Annotated in this window: 16 protein-coding genes; 11 read left to right on the top strand and 5 right to left on the bottom strand. The window is 72.4% G+C overall.

Annotated features, from left to right (window positions below; translation table 11 throughout):
- From AB0M46_RS28555 to AB0M46_RS28535, 5 genes are all read left to right on the top strand, one after another.
- On the top strand, nucleotides 1–774 hold a 774-nt coding region (locus AB0M46_RS28555; protein WP_363340801.1), incomplete at its 5' end, for an SDR family NAD(P)-dependent oxidoreductase.
- 352 nt (nucleotides 775–1,126) lie between these two features.
- Nucleotides 1,127–1,663 (top strand): orotate phosphoribosyltransferase, encoded by a 537-nt coding sequence (gene pyrE, locus AB0M46_RS28550; RefSeq protein WP_363340799.1) that lies wholly within the window; start codon nucleotides 1,127–1,129, stop codon nucleotides 1,661–1,663.
- Nucleotides 1,664–1,755: 92 nt separating this feature from the next.
- The gene (locus tag AB0M46_RS28545; protein WP_344610977.1) at nucleotides 1,756–2,106 is read left to right on the top strand and encodes a metalloregulator ArsR/SmtB family transcription factor; all 351 of its coding nucleotides are present in this window, start codon (nucleotides 1,756–1,758) and stop codon (nucleotides 2,104–2,106) included.
- A gap of 35 nt (nucleotides 2,107–2,141) precedes the next feature.
- Complete coding sequence (locus AB0M46_RS28540; RefSeq protein WP_363340797.1) at nucleotides 2,142–2,741, top strand: class II aldolase/adducin family protein; 600 nt, start codon at nucleotides 2,142–2,144, stop codon at nucleotides 2,739–2,741.
- A gap of 224 nt (nucleotides 2,742–2,965) precedes the next feature.
- Nucleotides 2,966–4,468: a VWA domain-containing protein gene (locus tag AB0M46_RS28535; protein WP_363340795.1), complete on the top strand. Its 1,503-nt coding sequence runs from the start codon at nucleotides 2,966–2,968 to the stop codon at nucleotides 4,466–4,468.
- 666 nt (nucleotides 4,469–5,134) lie between these two features.
- On the opposite strand, the gene AB0M46_RS28530 is transcribed toward AB0M46_RS28535, so the two are convergent.
- The 3 genes from AB0M46_RS28530 to AB0M46_RS28520 are packed head-to-tail and all read right to left on the bottom strand — an operon-like array spanning nucleotide 5,135 to nucleotide 9,805.
- Nucleotides 5,135–5,947 carry a DedA family protein gene (locus tag AB0M46_RS28530; RefSeq protein ID WP_363340793.1) on the bottom strand — a complete coding sequence of 271 codons (813 nt, stop codon included), beginning with the start codon at nucleotides 5,945–5,947 and terminating at the stop codon, nucleotides 5,135–5,137.
- Between the two features lie 25 nt (nucleotides 5,948–5,972).
- A complete protein-coding gene (locus AB0M46_RS28525; RefSeq protein WP_363340791.1) occupies nucleotides 5,973–8,453 on the bottom strand; it encodes a polynucleotide kinase-phosphatase in 2,481 nt (826 codons plus the stop codon).
- Nucleotides 8,450–9,805, bottom strand: coding sequence for a 3' terminal RNA ribose 2'-O-methyltransferase Hen1 (locus AB0M46_RS28520; RefSeq protein WP_363340789.1), 1,356 nt, complete (start codon nucleotides 9,803–9,805; stop codon nucleotides 8,450–8,452). The genes AB0M46_RS28525 and AB0M46_RS28520 overlap by 4 nt, the downstream gene beginning before the upstream one ends.
- A gap of 64 nt (nucleotides 9,806–9,869) precedes the next feature.
- On the opposite strand from AB0M46_RS28520, the gene amrS reads away from it, so the two are divergent.
- From amrS to AB0M46_RS28495, 5 genes are all read left to right on the top strand, one after another.
- A complete protein-coding gene (gene amrS, locus AB0M46_RS28515) occupies nucleotides 9,870–10,934 on the top strand; it encodes an AmmeMemoRadiSam system radical SAM enzyme (RefSeq protein WP_363340787.1) in 1,065 nt (354 codons plus the stop codon).
- Nucleotides 10,931–11,698, top strand: a complete 768-nt coding sequence (gene amrB, locus AB0M46_RS28510; protein WP_363340785.1) for an AmmeMemoRadiSam system protein B — start codon at nucleotides 10,931–10,933, stop codon at nucleotides 11,696–11,698. The genes amrS and amrB overlap by 4 nt, the downstream gene beginning before the upstream one ends.
- A 162-nt stretch (nucleotides 11,699–11,860) precedes the next feature.
- Nucleotides 11,861–12,748, top strand: coding sequence for a phytanoyl-CoA dioxygenase family protein (locus tag AB0M46_RS28505; protein ID WP_363340783.1), 888 nt, complete (start codon nucleotides 11,861–11,863; stop codon nucleotides 12,746–12,748).
- 78 nt (nucleotides 12,749–12,826) lie between these two features.
- Nucleotides 12,827–13,348: a SigE family RNA polymerase sigma factor gene (locus AB0M46_RS28500; RefSeq protein WP_363340781.1), complete on the top strand. Its 522-nt coding sequence runs from the start codon at nucleotides 12,827–12,829 to the stop codon at nucleotides 13,346–13,348.
- On the top strand, nucleotides 13,345–14,361 hold the full coding sequence (locus tag AB0M46_RS28495) for an LCP family protein (RefSeq protein ID WP_363340779.1): 1,017 nt from the start codon (nucleotides 13,345–13,347) through the stop codon (nucleotides 14,359–14,361). Before AB0M46_RS28500 ends, AB0M46_RS28495 begins: the two co-directional genes overlap by 4 nt.
- Before the next feature lie 18 nt (nucleotides 14,362–14,379).
- Here the strand turns inward: AB0M46_RS28495 and AB0M46_RS28490 are convergent, their stop codons facing one another.
- Complete coding sequence (locus tag AB0M46_RS28490; RefSeq protein WP_344610907.1) at nucleotides 14,380–14,592, bottom strand: hypothetical protein; 213 nt, start codon at nucleotides 14,590–14,592, stop codon at nucleotides 14,380–14,382.
- Nucleotides 14,593–14,853: 261 nt separating this feature from the next.
- Here AB0M46_RS28490 and fbaA point away from each other — a divergent pair, with 261 nt between their 5' ends.
- On the top strand, nucleotides 14,854–15,879 hold the full coding sequence (gene fbaA / locus AB0M46_RS28485) for a class II fructose-bisphosphate aldolase (protein WP_363340777.1): 1,026 nt from the start codon (nucleotides 14,854–14,856) through the stop codon (nucleotides 15,877–15,879).
- A gap of 53 nt (nucleotides 15,880–15,932) precedes the next feature.
- On the opposite strand, the gene AB0M46_RS28480 is transcribed toward fbaA, so the two are convergent.
- Nucleotides 15,933–17,153: a hypothetical protein gene (locus AB0M46_RS28480; protein WP_363340775.1), complete on the bottom strand. Its 1,221-nt coding sequence runs from the start codon at nucleotides 17,151–17,153 to the stop codon at nucleotides 15,933–15,935.
- Nucleotides 17,154–17,235 lie beyond the last annotated feature (82 nt).

The raw sequence follows: 17,235 nt of genomic DNA, 5'->3' as shown, positions 1-17,235 counted from the left end.
TGGCCCCCCTTTTCCCCGGGGGCGCCGGGGGCCCCGGGCCCCGGGTGCCCCGGCGCGGTTCCCCCGGGGGCCCCCGCGCTCCCCCCGGGGCCCCGCGACGGGGACCGGCTCGCGGCCCTGGCCGCCGAGCTGCCGGTCCCCGTCGAGACCATTCCCGCCGACCTCGCCACGGCGCCCGGCTGCGACGCCGTGGCGGCCCGGCTCGCCGACCCCGCCCGGCCGGTCGACCTGCTCGTGAACAACGCCGGGCGCTCGCTCAACCGCTCCTTCCTGCGCTCCACGGCCGAGCTCGAGGAGGAACTGCTGCGGCTCAACGTCCACGCGGTCATGCGGCTGACCCTGGCCGCGCTGCCGGGGATGGTCGAGCGCGGGCGGGGCGCCGTCGTCAACGTCTCGTCCGTGTCGGGGTTCGCGGCGCTGATGCCGGGCTCGACGTACCCGGCGAGTAAGGCCTGGGTGACCAACTTCAGCGAGTCGCAGGCCCTGCTGGTGCGGCCGTCCGGCGTGCGGGTCATGGCGCTGTGCCCGGGGTACACGCGCACCGAGTTCCACGAGCGGGCCGGCATCGACACCGGCGGGATGCCGGGCTGGGTGTGGCTGGACGCCCGGGATGTGGTGCGGGCCGCATTGCGCGACCTTCGCCGGGGGCGGATGGTGAGCGTGCCCGGTTGGAAGTACAAGCTGGCGGTCTTCGGCCTGCGGCACGTGCCGCGCGGTCTGCTGCATCGGGCGGCAAGGGACGCGAGGGGACGCATCGGTCACGAAGAGCGCTGAGCTTGCCTTTGAATTTCCTGTGTATCGAACATGATTGTAGTCACGTACGTTCGGACGATGGCCGTATGGAAGCGCTCACATGGGCGTCCGGACGGTCCAAAGCTGGCCGTTTGGGTGTTTGGCCAGGTCAGTGGCATGTATCGAGATTGCAACGATGCAATGAGAGCAAGATTCGGATTCGCTACCAGGCCATCGGCGCATCGTTATCCCCCGTCACCGTCACCCCTCGCGTCACTCGTGGTGATCGCTGCGATCACCTTCGTATTCGCCCTTGTCCACTTGACGGCCTTAAATTTGGCCGAGAGTGCGGGTCATCGATTCACCGCGGAGGTTTAGCGCGTACGCTTCGGTCATGACCGACCGTGACGACCTGCTGAAACTCGTACGCGAACTCGCCGTGGTGAACGGACGGGTCACGCTGTCGTCGGGACAAGTTGCCGACTGGTACGTGGATCTCCGTCGTTTGACGCTGCACCATGCTGGTGCGCCGTTGGTCGGCAGAGTCCTCCTCGACCTGGTCGACGACTGGGAGTTCGACGCCGTGGGAGGGCTGACCCTCGGCGCCGATCCGGTGGCCACCGCGATGCTCCATGCGGCGGCCGCTCGCGGACGACGCCCGCTCGACGCGTTCGTCGTCCGTAAGAGTGACAAAGCTCATGGCCTGCAACGGAGGATCGAAGGACCCGACGTTGCCGGCCGGCGCGTCCTGGCGGTCGAGGACACCTCCACTACAGGTGGAAGTGTGCTGACTGCCGTGGAGGCGTTGCGAGAGGCGGGCGCCGATGTGGTCGGTGTGGCCGTTATCGTCGACAGAGGCGCGGAAAAGGCGGTTCGCGCCGCGGGGCTGAGCTATCGCTCAGCATTTTCGTTGGCCGACCTCGGCCAATAGGGCTGAAAAATTGTCGATTCGGACCTGCGCATATGCAGGCGGGTCGATGGTGTTGGTGGAAGGATGGAAACGTGGGAACTGCGCTGGCTGAGATGACCCTGCCCCAGACCTCGCCGCTCGCCGGCGAGCCGATTGACCGCGCTGACGCCGAGCGTCTCGCGAGCGTGCTGAAGGCGCTCGCCGACCCGGCCCGACTCCGGCTGCTGAGCCTGATCCAGTCGGCTCCCGACGGTGAGGCGTGTGTTTGTGACCTGACGGCCCCGCTTGGGCTCTCGCAGCCCACGGTGAGCCACCACCTGCGGATTCTGACCGAGGCCGGTCTGCTGGAGCGCGAGAAGCGGGGTGTGTGGGCGTTCTACCGCCTCGTGCCCTCCGCCATCGGCACCATCGCCGACCTTCTGACGCCGCCGCGCAAGCGTGCGACCAAGAAGGCGCCTCGCTGACGACGCCGCGAGACCTTCGCGACCAGCTCTCCCTCGTGGGGCGCACGGTCGTGGAGGCTGGACTCGTCGTGGGCTCGGGCGGCAACTTGTCCGCCCGAGGACCAGACGCGGACGAATGCTGGGCAACCGCGGCCGGGACCTGGCTCGATCGGCTCGACCGCGGTTCATTCGTTCGGATCCGAATCAGTGACGGCGCGACCCTTGACAGGGTCGCGCCGTCGCCTACTTCAGAGCTCGCGCTCCACCTCGCCACCTACCGCGCCCGCCCCGACGTCAACGCCGTGGTCCACCTGCACCCGCAGACGGTCCTGCTGCTCGACGCGATCGGCGAGCCCATCCGGCTGGCCACCACCGACCACGCCTTCTACCTGCGGCGCGTGGCGACCATCCCGTTCGTCCCGCCGGGCCGCCCCGAGGTGGGCACCCTGGCCGCCGAGGCCTGCGCCGACGGCACCAACTGCGTGATCCTGTCGCGGCACGGCTGCTCGGTCGTGGCCGACTCCATCGATCTGGCCCACAAGCGGGCGCTCTACCTGGAAGAGGCGGCGCGGCTGACCTACCGCGCCCTGGCCCTCGGCCGCCCGCTCGCGCCGCTGCCCACCGACTGGCTGATCGCCCCGGGCGCCACGGCCTGAGAAAATCTTCGGCCTAGACTCGGCCTCCGTTGAACCGCAGGTCAAGGGGGCGTGAACAGTGGATGTACCGAACCGTGGCCGGTCGCTGCGCATCCCCATCGCGATCGGCGCGGTTGTGGCGCTGGCTGCCGCGGGGGTCGTGACGGTGCGCGCGCTGTCCGGCGGCGGCTCCTGCTCCGGCGGCGTGCGGCTCACGGTGGCGGCCGCCCCGGATCGCTCCGGCCGTGCGCGACGCCGCCGCGAGGTTCACCGCGAGCGGCCCGGAGGTGCGGGGGGACTGCATCCGGGTGGAGGTGCGCGCCGCCGAGTCCGCCGACGTGGCCGCGCTGCTGGCGGCCCGCAACGGTGGGGTGGTCATCCCGGGGGCCCCGGCCGGCCCGTCGCCCGCCGACGCGGACGTGCCGACGGTGTGGATCCCGGACTCGACCGCGTGGCTGACCCGGGTGCGGGCCGTGGACCGCGAGGCCTTCGAGGCGCAGGTCACCTCGGTGGCGGCCAGCCCGGTCGTCCTGGCCGCGACCGAGCAGGTGGCCGCGGGCCTGGGCGGGCACACGATCGGCGCCGCGCAGGTGAACACGCTGCTGTCGAAGGTGGCGGCCCGGCAGTTGCAGGTGGGCGCGGTCGATCCGCGGCGGAGCACGGCGGGCCTGGCGGGCGCGGGACTGTTGTACGACAGCATCGCCACCGACCCGACGCGCCTGGTCGACATGGTGCGCGCGTACCGCTCGATCGCGTTGTCCGAGGACCAGCCCGCCTTGCTGAACGCCGCCGCGACTGGCGCGCAGGCGGTCCTGACGAGCGAGCAGCGGGTCCTGGTCAAATCTGATTTTTCATCTCATGCGGCGACTGATGGTGATTTGTCCGGATTGGCGGTGATGTCGCTAGATCCGTCCGTGACCTTGGACTACCCGTACGCCGTGGTGAGCGGCCAGCCGGCCTCGAGCCTGGCCGCGGCCGAACTGCTGCGCACCGCCCTGACGGGGGCCCGCGATCTCTTCGCCCGGCGAGGCTTCCGCGGCCCCGACGGCTCCACCGGCGCCGCCTTCCCGACCGCCCGCGGCGTGTCCCAGGCCGAGACCCTGGTCAGGCCCCTGACCGACGCCAAGAAGATCACCGAGGTGCTCGGCTACTGGAACGCCACCACCGCGCCGTCCCGGGTCCTCACACTCGTGGATGTCACCTCGTCGATGACCCGCCCGATCACCAAGGGCGGCCCGTCTCGCCTCGAGGTGCTGCGCAAAGCGGCGACCGATGGCCTGGGCCTGTTCACCGACGACAGCGAGCTCGGCCTGTGGGCGTACGCGGCCGGCTACCAGCAGGTCGTCCCGGTGTCCGCGCTCACGAAGGGCCAGCGCGCCCGCCTGACCAGCGCGGTCGAGGCGGCCAAGGCGGCGCCGACCGACACCTGCGGCCTGTACGAGACGGTCCTCGCCGCCTACCGGTCCCTCCAGGACGGGTACAAGGAGGGCCGCTCGAACACCGTCGTGGTCTTCACCGACGGCGCCAACTCCAAGCCCGGCATGAGCCTGGAGACCCTGCAGCTGGAGCTGGAGCGGGCCACCGACCCGACCCGGCCGGTGCGCGTCGTCCTGCTCGGCATCGGGCTCGACGCCAACAAGCAGGAGCTCGACACCATCGCGGCGACCACGGGCGGGCGGGCGTTCGTCGTGCAGGACCCGGAGCAGATCGGCAACATCTTCCTCCAGGCGCTCATCCGGTCGAGCTGACCGACCCCGGCCGGTCGTGGGGCCGCCGCCCGGACTGAGTCTGCCCAGCCTCGCCGTCCACCGTGCGTGTTGTGGCCTACCGCGCTGGGGCCTGTCTGCCGGGGTTCGGGCCGCAGTCCGAACCGGGCCCGCGTCGGGCCGGCGGTGCGGCTCGAGTTGCACCAGCCTGTCGTCCGCCCCGTGCCGCCCCGCGAGGAAGCCAGCCTCGCGCCGAAGCCGGCCTGTCGTCGTCGGCGCCAAAGCCGGGCTGCGCCGAAGCCGGCCTGTCGTCGTCCTCCGTGCCGAAGCACGGGTTGCGGTCCGGGCCCGCGCCGGGTGGGCCTACGGTTCGGGTCGGGCTACGTCAGCTGTCGTCCGCGCCGCACCGAATCAACCAACCGAGTTGCAGCTGCCTGTCGTGTGGGCCCGCGCCGGGCCCGTCCTACCTGCGTCTACCCGATCTAGTCGCGCCTCCCCCGGTGAAGCGACCGAACGGCCGGAGCTTCCGGGTTCGCCGCGATCGCGCGTGGGTGACACGCGCGATCCGGTGAGTCGTTGCCGGCCTTGCTGGGGCGGTTCCGGTCGGTGGCGGTCTATGTAAGCGATCGACCTATTCCCATGCGCCGCGGTGCCGGACCGTTCATCACCCACGGTACACCACCCCAAAAAACCGACTTCGCAGCGTTACTAGTCGCGCACTCGGTGGCTTCCCGGGCGGTCCGCCGGGGGAATGGTCGGGAAGACGGCGGTCGGGGCGTTGGAGGGGTCATCGTAGGAGGAGCCCGAGGACGACGAGGACGACGAGGTGTGGGCGACGCCGCGGCGGCGTTCGCGCCAGCCTCGGAAGATCTCGATGAAGATGGGCAGGGCGGAGATCAGGACGATGAGCAGGACCGCCGGCAGGAGGTAGGTGTCGATCTTCTCCGGCGGGATCAGGTCGCGGATCTTGCTGGCCAGGGCCCAGCCGGCGAGGAGGATGCCGTCGGTCCACAGGACGCCGCCGACGATGTTCCAGATGAGGAACTGGCGGGCCGGCATGCCCACGACGCCGGCGACCGGGTTGAGGAAGGTGCGCACGATCGGGATGAAGCGGGCCAGCACGACCGCCTTCGCCGGGCCGAACTTCGCGAAGTAGTGCTCGGCCTTCTCGACGTACTCCCGCTTGAAGATCCGCGAGTTGGGGCGGTCGAACATGCGGCGGCCGTAGCGGGCGCCGAGGTAGTGGCCGAGCTGGGCGCCCGCGATCGCGCAGATCGGGGCGCCGATGAGCAGCTGCGGCAGGCTCATCTTGGTGCCGAGCAGGTCGCTGGCGGCGGCCGACGACGCGACGCCGGCCAGGAAGAGCAGCGAGTCGCCCGGGAAGAAGAAGCCGACGAGCAGGCCGGTCTCGACGAACATGATCAGCCAGACCCCGATCACGCCGAACGTGTTCAGCAGCCCCTTCGCGTCGAGCGGATTGACTGCTAGCAGGTCGCCCACGGCGCGCGTCGTATCTCCCACGGGTCACCAGGGTACGTGAGGCCCATTACAACCGCGGATCCACGGGCTCGGATTCGCAGGCCAGCACGGCGAACACGAGTTGGTGGACGCGCCAGGGCTGGGAGCCGATGGCCAGCAGGTCGAGCGCCGCCAGGCCCAGGGCCTGTTCGCGCAGGGCGAGGCCGCGCTTGCGACCGAGGGCGCGGTTGCGCAGGGCGGTCAGGCGGTCCGGTTCGGTGTAGTCGGGGCCGTAGATGATCCGCAGGTACTCCCTTCCGCGGCACTTCAGCGCCGGCTGGACCCGCGGGCCGGCGTCGGCGGCCGGCTTGAGCACCATGCCCTCGCCGCCGGCCTCGGTCAGGTCCAGCCACCAGCGGGTCGCGGCGGCCACGGCGGCCGGGTCGGCGGGGTCGGCCACGAGGCGCCGGGTGGTGGCGAACAGCTCCGGGTCGGCCTCGACCAGCCGGTCCACCAGCGCCAGGTGCCACTCGTGCGGGCGCCGGGCGTGGTTGGCCCCCTCGGCGGCGAGCACGTGGAACGGGGCCAGCCGCAGGCCGGACAGGCCGTCGGTGGGCCAGCAGTAGCGGCGGTACACGTCGGTGAACTTCCCGATCGCGGTCTCGCGCATGGCCAGGCGACCGGCCAGGTCGCCGGTGTCGATGCCGCGGGCGGCCGCGGCGGCCAGGGCGGCGCGGCCGGCGGGCAGCACGGCACCGGCCGCGGCGGCCACGCTCGCGTACTGGTCGCGGATGAGCGGCTCGGCCTTGGCCGACCAGGGCAGCACCTCGGCGTCGAGCAGGAGCCAGTCGGAGCCGAGCTCGTCCCACAGGCCGGCGGCGTCGACCGCGGCCACGACCCGCGAAACCAGCGGGGCGGCGTCGGGGAAGAACGGGCGGCCGGTGCGGGTCCAGATCGCGCCGGTGCCGTCGCGGCGCACGTTGAGCACCGCGCGGGAGCCCATGTGCTTCTCCTGGCAGACGACCAGCGGGACGCCGGCCCGGGCGTAGTCGACCAGCGCCTCGACCGGGTGTTCGAGGTACCCCTCCTGCACCGACGTCGACGCGGGCGCCATCGTCGGCGGCAGCCACACCAGCCAGGACGGGTCGACCGCGAACCGGCTCATGACCTCCAGCGCCGCCGCGGCGTTCTCGGCGGCGACGGTGACCCGCCCGGCCGGCGTCTCCAGGGAGCGCCTCCCGATGACGTCGGCAAGGTCGAAGGCGTCGGGCAGACTCAAGGACGAAGGCAGACTCAAGGGCGAGGCCGGAGCCAGCGGCCGGACCGGGGCGTAGTACTCGCGCGCGGCCGGGACCGAGACGAGCTCCCGCGACGGGTAGCGCAGGGCGGTCAGGGAACCGCCGAAGACGCAGCCGGTGTCGACGCAGATGGTGTTGTTGACCCACTCGGCCGCCGGGGTGGGGGTGTGGCCGTAGACGACCATGGCCCGGCCGCGGTACTCCTGCGCCCACGGGTATCGGACCGGCAACCCGTACTCGTCGGTCTCGCCGGTGGTGTCGCCGTAGAGCGCGAAGGACCGCACCCGCCCGGAGGCCCGCCCGTGGTACGCCTCCTTGAGCCCGGCGTGCGCCACCACCAGGCGTCCGCCGTCGAGCACGTAGTGGCTGATCAGGCCGTCCAGGAACGGCACGGCGTCCAGGTCGGGCACCGCGGCGAGCTGTTCCAGGGTCGCGTCCAGCCCGTGCGAGACCGTGACCCGAGCGCCGCGCAGCGCCCGCAGCAGCTTGGCCTCGTGGTTGCCGGAGACGCACAGCGCGGTGCCGGCCGCGACCATGCCCATGACCAGGCGCAGCACGCCGGGCGAGTCCGGGCCCCGGTCGACCAGGTCGCCCACGAAGACGGCGGTCCGCCCCGAGGGGTGCGCCGCCCCGACGGGCCGCCCGAGCGAGTCGCGCGAGAGCACATAACCGAGACGATCCAGCAGTACCTCCAATTCGGCCCGGCAGCCGTGGACGTCCCCGATGATGTCGAAGGGCCCGGTGAGCTCCCGCCGGTTGTTGAACAGCGGCTCCAGCTCGACGGTCGCCGCCGCGATCTCTTCCGGCCCGCGCAGCACGTGGACCTGCCGGAAGCCCTCCCGGGCGAGGCCGCGCAGCGAGCGGCGCAGGTCGCGGTGCTGCCGCGCCACGACCGGGCGGCCGAAGTCGCGGTCCGGGCGGGCCTGGGTGCGGGCCCAGCACTCGTCCTCGGGCACGTCCAGCACGATGGCCACCGGCAGCACGTCGTGCTCGCGGGCCAGCGCCACCAGCCCCTGCCTGGCGTGGGCCTGCACGTTGGTGGCGTCCACGACGGTGAGGCGCCCGGCCCGCAGCCGCTTGCCGGCCACGTAGTGCAGAGCGTCGAAGGCGTCGCCGGAGGCGGACTGGTCGTTCTCGTCGTCGGCGACCAGGGCCCGGAATGCGTCGGAGGAGAGCACCTGCGTGGGCGCGAAGTGCCGCCGCGCGAAGGTCGACTTGCCCGACCCGGTCACACCGACGAGGGCGACGAGGCACAGCTCGGGGATCTTCACAGCGAGAACACCGCCATCTGGGTGGGAGAGCCGGCGACGGGGTCGGAGGGGCCGATGCCGGAGCGGGTGACCTTGTAGCCGTAGCGGGCCGCGACCGCGTCGCACCAGGCGCCGAACTGCGCGCGGTCCCACTCGAAGCGGTGGTCCGCGTGGCGGAGGCGGCCGGGGGCCAGGCCCGGGTAGAGCGCGTTGTACTCGACGTTGGGCGTGGTCACGACCACGGTCGCCGGGGCGGCGTGGCCGAAGACGCTCGCCTCCAGCGCCGGTAGCCGGGGCGGGTCGACGTGCTCGACGACCTCCATGAGCACCGCGGCGTCGAAGCCCTTGAGCCGGTCGTCGCGGTAGGTCAGGGCGGACTGCAGCAGCCGGATGCGGGCCCGCTGCCGCTCGGGCAGCCGGTCGAGGTGCAGGCGGCGGGCGGCCTGGGCGAGGGCGCCGGCGCTCACGTCGGCGCCGACGATCTCCGTGTACCGCGGGTCGCGCACCAGCTCCCCGAGCAGCGCCCCGGGCCCGCAGCCCAGGTCGAGCACCCGGGCGGCGCCGGACTCGGCCAGCGCCCGCACCACCGCCGCCCGCCGCAGCTGGTGCAGCGACTCGGGCCGGGGTGCCGGCAAGGGGGAGACCGTCGAAACATCCGAATCGGACAAGCGGTCGAGCGCGGCCGTGGTCAGCGCCGCGCGATGGGCCAGGTACCGCTTGGCGATGAGCGCCTTGCCCGGGTGGCCGGCGAGCCAGCCGGTGCCGGCCCGCAGCAGCTTGTCGACCTCGTCGGGGGAGACCCAGTAGTGCTTGGCGTCGTCGAGGACGGGCAGCAGGACGTACACCTGGTTGAGCGCGTCGGCGAGGCGCATGGTGCCGGTGAGGCGCAGGTCGACGTACCGGCTCGGGCCCCACTCGGGATGCTCGGCGTCCAGCGGGATCGGAGTCGCCTCCACCGCCCAGCCCAGCGGCGCGAAGAGCTCCTCGGCGCCGCCCCGCCCGCGCAGCGCCGGGATGTGCAGCTCCAGCGGGATCGGGGTGGCGGCCAGTTCCGGGCGGTCGCGGGAGTCGCCGCGCATGGCGGTGCGCAGCACCTTGCCCAAGGCGACGGCGAGCAGGCTGGAGGCGGCGTAGGGCCGGTCGTTGACGTGCTGGTGCAGCGTGAACGTCTCGTCCGCCGAGCGGCCCCGCAGCCGGGCGGCGTCGACCTCGAGCAGCAGGGCGGCCGTGCAGCGCTCCTCGGTCGCCTCCGGGTAGAACACGTGCGCGCGGCCGTAGGCCAGCTCGAAGCTCTGCATCCGGTCGGGGTGCTTGACCAGCAGGTAGCCGAGGTCGGTGGCCGGGCGGTGGGTCGTGGTCACGGTCAGCAGCACGGCTTCAGCATGCGGGACGGAAAATGGCTCCGCCGAGCGCTTTTCGGCGCGCTAGCCTCGAGGTATGGCGGTGGTGGCGACCGCACACTGGCACCGGCTCGACGACGGGCGGGTGCAGTGCGACGTGTGCCCGCGAAACTGCCGGCTGCACGAGGGGCAGCGGGGCTTCTGTTTCGTCCGGCAGCGCGAGCACGACGAGATCGTGCTGACCACCTACGGCCGCTCGTCCGGCTTCTGCGTCGACCCGATCGAGAAGAAGCCGCTCAACCACTTCCTGCCGGGCACGCCGGTGCTGTCCTTCGGCACCGCGGGCTGCAACCTCGGCTGCCGCTTCTGCCAGAACTGGGACATCTCCAAGAGCCGGGAGATCGACACGCTGGGCTCGGCGGCCGGCCCGGAGGAGCTCGCCGCCGCGGCCGAGCGCCTGGGCTGCCGCTCGGTCGCGTTCACCTACAACGATCCGGTGATCTTCATGGAGTACGCCATGGACGTCGCCGACGCCTGCCGAGCCCGCGGGATCAAGGCGGTCGCCGTCTCGGCCGGTTACATGAACCCCGCGCCGCGCGAGGAGTTCTACCGGCATATCGACGCGGCCAACATCGACCTCAAGGCCTTCAGCGAGCACTTCTACGAGAAGATCACGTTCGCGCGGCTGGCCTCGGTGCTGGAGACCCTGGAGTACCTCCGCGGCACCGACGTCTGGTTCGAGGTCACCACGCTGCTGATCCCCGACCGCAACGACGGCGACGACGAGCTGCGCCGGCAGTGCGACTGGTTCCTGTCGCACCTGGGCCCGGACGTGCCACTGCACTTCTCCGCGTTCCACCCCGACTTCAAGATGCGCGACGTGCCTCCCACCCCGCCGGAGACGCTGCGCCGTGCCCGGCGGATCGCGCTCGAGGCCGGGCTGCGCTTCGTGTACACCGGCAATGTCCACGACCCGGAGGGCCAGACGACCCGCTGCCCGGGCTGCGGCGCCGCGGCGGTCGAGCGCGACTGGTACGAGATGGTGTCCTACCGGCTCACCGCCGACGGGCACTGCGCCGCCTGCGGATATGCGATGCCGGGCGTCTACGAGGGCCCGGTCGGGGCGTGGGGCCGGCGGCGGCTGCCAGTGAGCGTGGCGTGAGGCCGCCCGCGGTGGCCGGGAGCTTCTACCCGGGCGACCCGGCGCGGCTGCGCGCCACCGTCGAGGACCTGCTGGCGTCCGTGCCGGTGGAGCCCGACGACGCGTTCGCGTACGTGGTGCCGCACGCCGGCTACCGCTGGTCCGGCCCGACGGCCGCGCACGTCTACGCCCGGCTGGCCGGCCGCGAGTCCGGCCGGGTGGTGCTGCTCGGCCCGGCCCATCGGGTGCCGCTGCGCGGGGCCGCCGTGCCGGCCGAGCCCGTCTGGTCGACGCCGCTGGGCGAGGTGGAGATCGACGTCGAGGGCGCGCGCGACCTGGTGGCGGGCGGGCTGGCCGTCGTCGACGACGGGCCGCACGCGCCCGAGCACTCGATCGAGGTGCAACTGCCGTTCCTGCAGGTCCTGGGGTTCGGCCGGGTGCTGCCGGTGTGTGTCGGGCCGGCGCAGCCCGAGGCGGTGGCCGCGCTGCTGTCCGCCGTCGCCGTGCCGGGCTCGCTGGTGCTGTGCAGCACCGACCTGTCGCACTACCTGCCCCGGGCCGACGCTGAGCGCGTCGACAAGGACACCACCGCCGCCATCGTACGGCTGGAGCCGGATCGCATCGGCGAGCGCGACGCCTGCGGGCGCTATGCGCTGCGAGGCCTGCTGGCCTGGGCGCGTGACCTGGAGCCGCGGGTGCGCCTGCTGCACACCGCGACGTCCGCCGATGAGGGCGGCCCCGCCGACCGGGTGGTCGGCTACGCGGCGGTTTCCTTCGCCACGTGACGCTCCGTAGCCGGTGGCGTGACACCGACGTTACGGCCTTCGATATCGTTGCGTTCGTTTCGGCTAGAAGACCTTGACCGAAAGGGCGACCACGGGAAGGTGTCCTCGGCTCGTCTAGCGGTTTGGAGGCGCCGGTGGACGGCGCCGGACTGGAGACGGGGCATGTCTGCGACGACGACTGCCAGGGCGGCGACCGGTGCCGGCTGGGTGCCGATGACGAGCGAGCAGCGGGAGCAGTTCGACACGGACGGTTACCTGGTGCTCAAGGGTGTGCTGAGCCCGGACGAGGTGCGCCACTACGCGTCGGTGCTCGACGTCGCGCACGCCACCCACCCGCGCGCGGCGGACGGCTCGCTCCACCTGCTCAGCGCGGTCACCAGCTGCCCGGAGCTGGCGGACCTGATCGACCACCCGGCCACGCTGCCGATGGTGTGGTCGACGCTCGGCTGGAACGTGCACATCTACCACTCGCACCTCGATGTCCACCCGACGATCCCCGCCCCGAAGCCCGACTGGTGGCACTGGCACCAGGACGGCGGCCGGCAGAACCGGGAGATCGAGACCGACCCGCGGCCGCGACTGTCGGTGAAGCTCGCGTACTGGCTCTCGGACGTGTCGGAGGAGGGCCGGGGCAACCTGACCCTGATCCCCGGCAGCCACAAGACCAACTGGCTGCCCGGCCCGCCGAAGCGCGACGTGCCGTGGCCAGCCCCGGCCGGCGCCACGCAGGTCAAGGTCGACGCCGGCGACGTGGTCTTCTTCGACCGCCGCATCTGGCACGCCCGCTCGTTCAACTACTCGGAGATCACCCGGCGCTGCGTGTTCCTGGGGTACACGTACCGCTGGATTCAGATCCGCGACGAGGTCTCCGGCCTGCCGTCGAAGCCGTGGTGGCCGAAGCTCAACCAGGTGCAGCAGCAGCTCCTCGGCGGCGTCGGAGTCGGCGACGGCGACCACCAGTGGGGCCACTACCCGGAGTCGACGCCGCTCTACGTTGCGTTGCGCGAGCGCGGCCTGCTTGACCCGAGCTACCCTCCGCTGATCCCGTAGTGCTGCAATGTTCGCCGGGTTCCACCTCGTCTATGGAGCGGGGACCCGGCGAACAGCGGGCCGGCGGAGAGGTTCGGTGTGACGTTCGAGGAGTTCGTCGAGGCGCGGCTGCAGGCGCTGCTGCGCTACGCCGTGATGCTCACCGGCGATCCGCACACCGCGCAGGACCTCGTCCAGGAGACGATGATCCGCGCCCAGCTGCAGTGGCGCCGGATCGCCGCCGCCGACCTGCCCGAGCGCTACGTCAAGCGCATGCTCACCAACGCCTACGTCGACCTGCGCCGCGGCTCGTGGCTGCGCCGGGTCGCCCTGCGCGGGGTCGACCTCGAGGCCGCCGTCGAGCCGCGCGCGGCGGGCGGCTACGTCCACGATCACGCCGACAGCGTGGTCGAGCGCGACCAGATGTGGCTGTGGCTGGGACGGCTACCCCGCCGGCAGCGCGCCGCCTTGGTGCTGCGCTACTACGAGGGCCTTACCGACGGCGAGATCGCCGAGGTGTTCGACTGCCCGGTGGGCACGGTGCGCTCCTGGATCTCCCGGGCGCTGACCACCCTGCGGGCCCAGGTCGCCCCGGCCCTGACCGGCGGTGACGCGGCATGATGGACCACCTGCTGCGCGACACCTTCGCCCGCCACGAGGAGCTCGTCCCGGCCGCCCACCCGGCGCTGCGGGCCGCCATCTTCTCCGGCGCCCGGCGCCGCCGCGCCCGCCGCCGCTGGGCCTGGACCGGCCTGCTCAGCGCTCTCACGGTGGCCGCCGTGCTGCTCACCGGGCCCATCTTCGCGCTGCCCCGGCACGCCGCGCACGACGTGGCCTCCCCGGCGCGCCCGATCCACCTGCTGCTCGTCGGCATCGACCGGACCGGCCGCGACCAGCCCGCGCAGGTGCGCGCCAACGCCATCGTCCTGCTGCACATCGACCCCGCCCGGCGGGCCGCCTACGCCGTCGTCGTCCCGCACGACCTGCTGCTCGACCTGCCCGGCCTCGGCCGGGAGCGGGCCGAGGGCGCCTACCTCGTCGGCGGCTACCAGCTCGCGGCCGACGCGATGACCGGGCTGACCGGCGTGCCGCTGGACGGCGGCGCGGTCGTCGACGTGGCCGCGATGGAGAAGATCACCGCGGCGGCCGGCGGCGTCGACCTGTGCGTCGACCGGCGGGTGCAGTCCAGCCACCTCGCCGACGACGGCTCTCGATCGCCCGGCTACGGGCACCCGGCCATGGTCTACGAGCCCGGGTGCCGGCACTTCGACGCGGCCGAGGCGGTCGACTACCTGCGGGAGTCGGTCGGAAGCGGGGACGACCGGGCCCTGCGCGGCTACCTGGTGGCGCTGGCCAGGGCGGCGTCCGAGCCGTCGCGGCTGCCCGCCGTGCTCGCCGCGGCCGGCTCCGGCCTGGAGCTGCACCTCGGCGCCAGCTCGCTGGCCGGGGTGGCCGGGATGCTGCGCGGCGTCGAGCCGGGCGCGATGGCCGGGGTGCGGCTGCCGACCGCCGCCACCGCGGAGAGCGGGCGGCCCGGGCGCCTGCCGGTGCCCGGGGGCGACGGGCTCTACGACGCCCTGCGCTCCGGCAAGGTCGGGCCGTGGCTCGCCGCCCACCCGGCATACGGGGTCTGAGACCCCGGACCGTCGGGCTCAGTACTCGTCGTTGAGGTCGACTTCGCGGTCCTGCTCGATGGCGTCGTATTCGTTGGCCTCCCACGGCCGTGCGTGAAGGGCCTGCGGCCGGTCCAGCGGGTTGGCCGGTTGGGCCTGCTCGGCGGCGTCCTCGGGCGGGGCCTCGGGGTCGCGGACGTCGGGGTCGAGTCGGTCGTCGACGGTCAGCAGGTCCTCGTCTGGCTGGGTCATCGCCGGTGGCTCCCTTGTCGCTGTCGTGGTCGCTCGTGCGGGCCGCCCTCAACCGTACGACTGATCCGCGCGGTTCGCCCCCGGAGCGGGTATTTCCCCCGGGCTGTCCCCCTTCCCGGAAGGAATCGCCCGCGCCGGTCACCCGGCGTCGAGCGACACTCGCGGCTGCGGGATAATTCGTGGCAGGACAGCGCGGTCCGCGTGGAGCCGTGCCTGTCGGCTCCAAAAACCGCACGATCCAAACAGTCAAGGAGCGCCGTCATGCCCATCGCCTCGTCCGATGTCTACGCCGAGATGCTCGACCGCGCCAAGTCCGGCGCGTTCGCCTACCCGGCGATCAACGTCTCGTCGTCTCAGACGCTCAACGCGGCGATTCGTGGTTTCGCCGAGGCTGAGAGCGACGGCATCATCCAGGTCTCGACCGGTGGCGCGGAGTACGTCTCCGGCCCGACCGTGAAGGACATGATCACCGGCTCGGTCGCGCTGGCCGCGTTCGCGCACGAGGTGGCCAAGAAGTACTCGGTCAACATCGCGCTGCACACCGACCACTGCCCGAAGGACAAGCTGGACAAGTTCGTCCGCCCGCTGCTGGCGATCTCGGCCGAGCGCGTGGCCAAGGGCGAGGAGCCGCTCTTCCAGTCGCACATGTGGGACGGCTCGGCGGTGCCGCTGGGCGAGAACCTCGACATCGCCGAGGAGCTGCTGGCCCAGACGGCCGCGGCCAAGGTGGTCCTCGAGATCGAGGTCGGCGTCGTGGGCGGCGAGGAGGACGGCGTCGTCGGCGCGATCGACGAGAAGCTGTACACCACCGTCGAGGACGGCCTGGCCATGGTCGAGAAGCTCGGCCTCGGCGAGAAGGGCCGCTACATGGCCGCCCTGACCTTCGGCAACGTCCACGGCGTCTACAAGCCGGGCAACGTCAAGCTCCGCCCGGAGATCCTCAAGACGATCCAGGACGCGGTCGGCGCCAAGTACGGCAAGGAGAAGCCGCTGTCGCTGGTCTTCCACGGCGGCTCCGGCTCGCTGCTGTCCGAGATCCGCGAGGCGCTCGACTACGGCGTGGTGAAGATGAACATCGACACCGACACGCAGTACGCGTTCACCCGCCCGGTCGCCGCGCACATGTTCAGCAACTACGACGGCGTGCTGAAGGTCGACGGCGAGGTCGGCAACAAGAAGGCCTACGACCCGCGCGCCTGGGGCAAGGCGGGCGAGGCCGGCCTGGCCGCCCGCGTCGTCGAGGCCTGCGAGCACCTGCGCTCGACCGGCACCACGCTCAGCAAGTAGTCACCGCAAACGCGAACGGCCCGGCTGAGCAGCCGGGCCGTTTTTGCTTGCGGTTAGCCGGCCAGGATCTCGGCGGCCTCGGCGACGTCGTCGGTGAGGTGGATGAGGGAGCGCAGGTCGCCTACCGGGGAGCCGGCCAGCAGCGGCTCGAGCAGCGCGCGGACCGGCAGGCGCTCGGTCCAGTGCTTGACGTCGAGGAAGACGAACGGGCCGCTGGCGCCGTCGGTGGCGTAGAAGGTCTTGGTCGCGGCCTGGAAGACCTCCTGGACCGTGCCGGCCATGCCCGGGGCGAAGACGATGCCGCCGCGGGACAGCCGCAGGATCGTGTCCTCGCGGATGGCGTTGGAGAAGTACTTCGCGATCTTGGCCGCGAACAGGTTGGCCGGCTCGTGGCCGTAGAGCCACGTCGGGATGGCCAGGCCGCCGTGCCTGGCCCAGGCGACCGGATCGACGGCGGCCTGGTCGGCGGGCTCGGCGGAGTCCGGCGTGGGCGGGACCGGGCGGGCGAAGCTCTGCCGTACCTCCAGCGCCACCGCCGTGTAGGGATCGTGGTCGTGGAAGTCGGGCACGCCGGCGAGGGTGTCGATCGCCGCGCGCACGGTGTCGAGCGGGTGCTCGGCCAGGAAGGCGCCGAGGTTGGCCGCCTCCATCACGCCGGGGCCGCCGCCGGTCACCACGAGCCGGTCGGCCCGGGCCAGGTGCCAGGCCAGCTCGGCGGCGTTGCGGTACTCGGCCGCGCCGCGCGGCGCGGCGTGCCCGCCCATGATGCCGATCGCGGCGGCCGGCCCGCGCGCGCCGATCCAGCCGGCGGTCACGTTGGCCAGCGCGTTGTCGATGCCGGAGTCGTGCATGCGCTGGGCGACCGCCTCGCGGATCTCCGGGGTGGCGCCCCCGGTGGCGCGGAAGTGGCGGTAGACGACGGTGTCGAACATGCCCTCGAAGCCGCCGGAGGCGAAGCCGGCCGCGAGGTCCTCCGGGTTGTACAGCTGGGAGGGGTGCGTCGGGTAGGGGATCCCGGCGAACTCGGGCACCACGACCGCGCGCCGCAGCAGCAGGTCGACGACGTGCTCGAGGGTGGCGAAGTGACACCCGATGAACAGCGAGTCGGCGACGTCCACTGTGGACAGGTCGACGGCGCTCAGGTCGAGCCCCTGCACGATCTTGCCGGCGAGGGTGGCCTGGCTCAGGTGGAAGCGCAGCTCCTCGGCCGACTCGATCTCGTCGGGCGAGTGGTCGTGGAGGGCTACTACGTCTGGCGGTGGCGGGGTGGGCACTTGGCTATCCTCGCAAACCGCCACAAAGGGCAATGGCCCGATCCGGAGATCGAGCCATTGCTGACCGGGTCCTGGGGAGGCT

The organism is Dactylosporangium sp. NPDC051485 (assembly GCF_040682015.1).
Taxonomy (GTDB): Bacteria; Actinomycetota; Actinomycetes; order Mycobacteriales; family Micromonosporaceae; genus Dactylosporangium.
Note: the sequence above shows the minus strand (reverse complement) of the source record. Positions and strands in the feature narration are given on the sequence as shown.

Coding starts and splice junctions, on each gene's coding strand:
- AB0M46_RS28490 (WP_344610907.1), bottom strand. CDS start 14,592: ATGACCCAGCCAGACGAGGACCTGCTGACCGTCGACGACCGACTCGAC.
- AB0M46_RS28495 (WP_363340779.1), top strand. CDS start 13,345: ATGATGGACCACCTGCTGCGCGACACCTTCGCCCGCCACGAGGAGCTC.
- amrS (WP_363340787.1), top strand. CDS start 9,870: ATGGCGGTGGTGGCGACCGCACACTGGCACCGGCTCGACGACGGGCGG.
- AB0M46_RS28505 (WP_363340783.1), top strand. CDS start 11,861: ATGTCTGCGACGACGACTGCCAGGGCGGCGACCGGTGCCGGCTGGGTG.
- pyrE (WP_363340799.1), top strand. CDS start 1,127: ATGACCGACCGTGACGACCTGCTGAAACTCGTACGCGAACTCGCCGTG.
- fbaA (WP_363340777.1), top strand. CDS start 14,854: ATGCCCATCGCCTCGTCCGATGTCTACGCCGAGATGCTCGACCGCGCC.
- AB0M46_RS28545 (WP_344610977.1), top strand. CDS start 1,756: ATGACCCTGCCCCAGACCTCGCCGCTCGCCGGCGAGCCGATTGACCGC.